Genomic DNA, 3685 nt, shown 5'->3' with positions numbered 1-3685 from the left:
GCCCCTCCCCTCCTGCGGTTGGAGGACCCGGAGCCTCAGGGCCCGTCGCGACTGGAGGGGCAGGTGATTGACGCCGAGCAACTGCCCGTCGAAGGGGCACGGGTGAGCCTGGGCACCGTCCCGCCACGCACCGTGCTCACGGAGCGCAACGGGACCTTCTCCTTCGAGCGGCTCCATCCCCGGAGCTACACGCTCCAGGCGCGCAAAGGCACGCAGGCAGCGGCGGCCGTGGAGGTCCGGCTCACGCCCACCTCGGAGCCCGTCATCCTGGTCCTCCGCCCCACGGCTGCGGTGGAGGTGTCGGTGATGGACGCCCGGGAGCGCCATCCCCTGGAGGGCGCGCGGGTGGAGGTGGAGGGGCAGGAGGACTTCGCGGTGCTGACGGGCACGGATGGGAAGGCGCTGCTCCAGGGGCTCGCGCCCGGGCGTCATGTCATCCGCGCGTCGAGCGAGGGACGTGCTCCCGAGCGCGCCACGGTGCTCCACGCTGCGGGCGTCAGCCAGGTGACGCTGCTGCTCCGAGCCGGTGCGCCCGTCCGAGGAGTGGTCGTGGACTCCGAAGGACGACCTGTCGGTGGAGCGAACGTGCGGGCGCTCCGGACCGGCAGCGCCCTGCCCGAGTCGGAGAACATCGTGGAGGAGGCGCGCACCACCTCGGAGGGTGCATGGAGCATGAGGGCGCTGCCCGAGGGCACCTTCCGCTTCCTGGCGACCCATTCGCGGTTCGCGCCGTCCCTGTCGGAGCAGGTGACGCTCGAGGGACTCGCGGCTTCCGCCCCTGTCCGCATCGTGCTGCGACCCGGCGCGGTGCTCTCCGGGCAGGTGGTGGCGCGCTCGGGCGAGCCGGCTCCGTTCGCGAGAGTCCAGGCACGTCAGGGCGGCGCGGGCGGACTTCCCGGCACACGGCATGGTGCCTTCACCGATGCCAGTGGCCGCTTCGAGCTGAGGGGACTGCCGCGAGCGCGGTTCCGCGTGGATGCGCAGAGCGAGCGCGCCTCGTCTTCATCCCAGGACGTGGACCTGGGGTCGGGAGCGGCGGAGGTGACGCTGCGGCTGGAGGAAGAGGGCACCATCGCGGGTATCGTCGCGGCATCGGAGGGTGTGCCCATCGCGAGCGCGCAGGTCGTCGCGGTCCCCGAAGACCGTGCCGCGCTGGGTGGGCTGGCGGAGTCCCACAGTGGCCGGTATGCGTCGGAGGTCAGTGACGGGAACGGCCGCTTCCGACTGATGGGGCTGGCACCAGGGCGCTACCGCCTGCGCGCCTCTGTTCACCACTCGGTGCAGTCGTCGTCGTTCTGGCTGTCGACAGGTGTCGTGGCCGAGGTGGGGGACGAGGACGTGCGCATCGTGCTCGAGTCGCCAGGCACGCTGCGTGGACGGGTAGCGAGCTCGGATGGAGCGGTGCCCGAGTCCTTTTCGGTGGCGCTCACCTTGGCTCAGCCCACGGCGTTCCAGGGAACGAACGGGCTCTTCGTGCTCGAGGACGTGCCCCCTGGGCGCTACACGTTGACCTTCCTGGCGCGTGGGTCCGCGCCGCACACGGTGGAGGGCGTGGAGTTAGGAGCCGGCGAGGACAAGGACCTGGGCCGCGTGGTGCTGGAGGCAGGGCGACAGCTCAGCGGCGTCGTGCGCGACGCGGAGGGTAGGCCGGTCGCGGGCGCACAGGTGCTAGCGGGTCCGCAGTTGCTCGGCGATGGCAGCCAGGCCGGGCCCGCGCCCCTGCGGAGCATCAGTGACGCGAATGGCAGCTTCTCGCTCGTGGGGGGCGGGGAGGAGTCGTTGACGGTGATGGCCGAGCACTCCACACGGGGCCGCTCAGCGCCCCTCGTCGTCGCGGCGGGCACGGCATCCGATGCGCTCGAACTGACGCTCCGGCCGCTCGCGGGACTGGAGGGGACGGTGATGCATGAAGGGCGCCCCGTGGGAAACGTGGCGGTGGTGGCCGCCCCACACGGCAGCAGCACGGGCCGCTTCATGGTGATGACCCAAGCGGATGGCCGCTATCGCTTCGACCGACTGGCGCAGGGGTCCTACGTCGTGACGGCGGCGCTTCGCGAGGGCCCGACGACACAACTGCTCCAGAGCGTGCTGGCGCGGGTCGAGGACCGTGGTGCGTCCATGGATATCCAGGTGGCGCTGGGAGAGCAGGCGCTTTCCATCCAGGTGCTCGAAGCTGATGGACGGCCTCTCCAGAACGCCCAGGTCTATCTGGGCACGGGGCAGTTGAGCGCGGCCACGCTGGGGCAGCTCGAAGCGGTGCTGGCGGCGCGTGGCGATGGACAGACACGCATCCTTCTGTTGATGAAGGGGCAGCCGCTGACCGTGACGCGGCTGGTCCCCGGGACCTATACGCTGTGCGTGGTCCCCGTGAGGGGGAACCTCGAGGACCCGACCTGGGCCCAGCGCGTGCGCGATGGCGCGAGCCGACTCCCCGTGTCCTGCGAGCCCGTGGAGCTGAGCGCGACCGGTACGCCGCGGCCGGTGGTGCATCGACTGCCGCCGGTGCCGAGTCGCTGAGCCAAGCCCCATCCATGACTCCAACAGTTGCCATCGGGTTTCGGCGGCCTCCAGAACTTCTGGCCGCGCCAGATTTCATACCCGCCGCCAGGTGACACGAACGCACCACTCCTCGCTGGCCAGCCCCCCTCATTCGTGTGCGAGGCACATCTCCGACCCATCAACGCCTCACACCGTGCCGGTCAGTGCGCGGGAGGCTGCCTGGGCGGCTCGGGCCCACAAGCCCAGCCTTGATTCAGTAGCGCACATCCCTCACGACGCTGGCACCCATCTCGTGAAGTCAAAGCTCGACGGGGTGGAGCCGCGACTCACGGCCCGTCGAGCACCTCTCATTCCACGAATCCGTCGCGACACAAAAGTGCACTTGAGAGGCCCTCGCGCAGGCCCGTCAGCAGTGGATCCTCCCATCAGATATGAGTACGACCAGGACACTTCATGTTCGATAGAAGTTGGTCCCCTGGATTGGACTCATCGGAGGAGTCAACTCCAGAATCGAATGCTCGCTGAAATGCACCAGGCTCATCGACCTGTCCACCTTCTGGACAGCGACAACCCTGGCCTCCGAGCAGACCACCGGTTCGTTCGAGCCGTAAGCGCACCGATGGAACCGGACCCGCTCACCGAGCCGAGCCGCGGCCTCACACTGCCTTGCGACCGCTGTCGTCGTGGTGATGGTCAGGACCCTGTTGTCGTCACTCCATTCATTGGTCCAGTTCCGGCTGGGGTCTGCACGATGATGGACCACCAAGTAAAGCATCGCCGTCTCCTCCCAAACTGAAAATCCCTCACCACCTCGATTCGAGCCCAACCCAATCATACCACCCAACAAGTAGAAACAGCCACCGACTGCGGACATGGCCTGTCAGTCCATCGCGATATCCAGAGCATGGCACCCTTCAACAAGGCTTTCCTGGGAGTCACCATGGCCGCGCACCCAGTGGTTCCGCTGCTCCTGCTGATGTGGGTCACAGGCTGCACGACGAACCGGGTCGTCCGCCTCGACACCGGGCACGAGTCCTTCATCGTCACGCCGCACGAGGTCCCAGGCGCATCTTTGTCCGAGGCCGAAGTCGAGGATGACGAATACGAAGAGGTCCTCCCCGAACTGGCCCGCGACGTGCGCCCTTTCCGCCATCCCCTACGGGAGGCGCGGGAGCTCTTTGGTGTG

1 protein-coding gene and 1 pseudogene are annotated in these 3685 nt (G+C 68.4%); both read left to right on the top strand.

The annotated features are described in order from the left end of the window. The coding region (locus FL311_RS41875; protein ID WP_141333200.1) for a carboxypeptidase regulatory-like domain-containing protein at positions 1–2517 on the top strand (2517 nt) is incomplete at its 5' end. Between the two features lie 886 nt (positions 2518–3403). Further along, a pseudogene (locus tag FL311_RS41870) lies at positions 3404–3685 on the top strand (hypothetical protein); the annotation flags it as partial.

This window comes from Myxococcus sp. AB025B, from assembly GCF_006518215.1.
Lineage (GTDB): Bacteria > Myxococcota > Myxococcia > Myxococcales > Myxococcaceae > Myxococcus > Myxococcus fulvus.
Note: the sequence above shows the minus strand (reverse complement) of the source record. Positions and strands in the feature narration are given on the sequence as shown.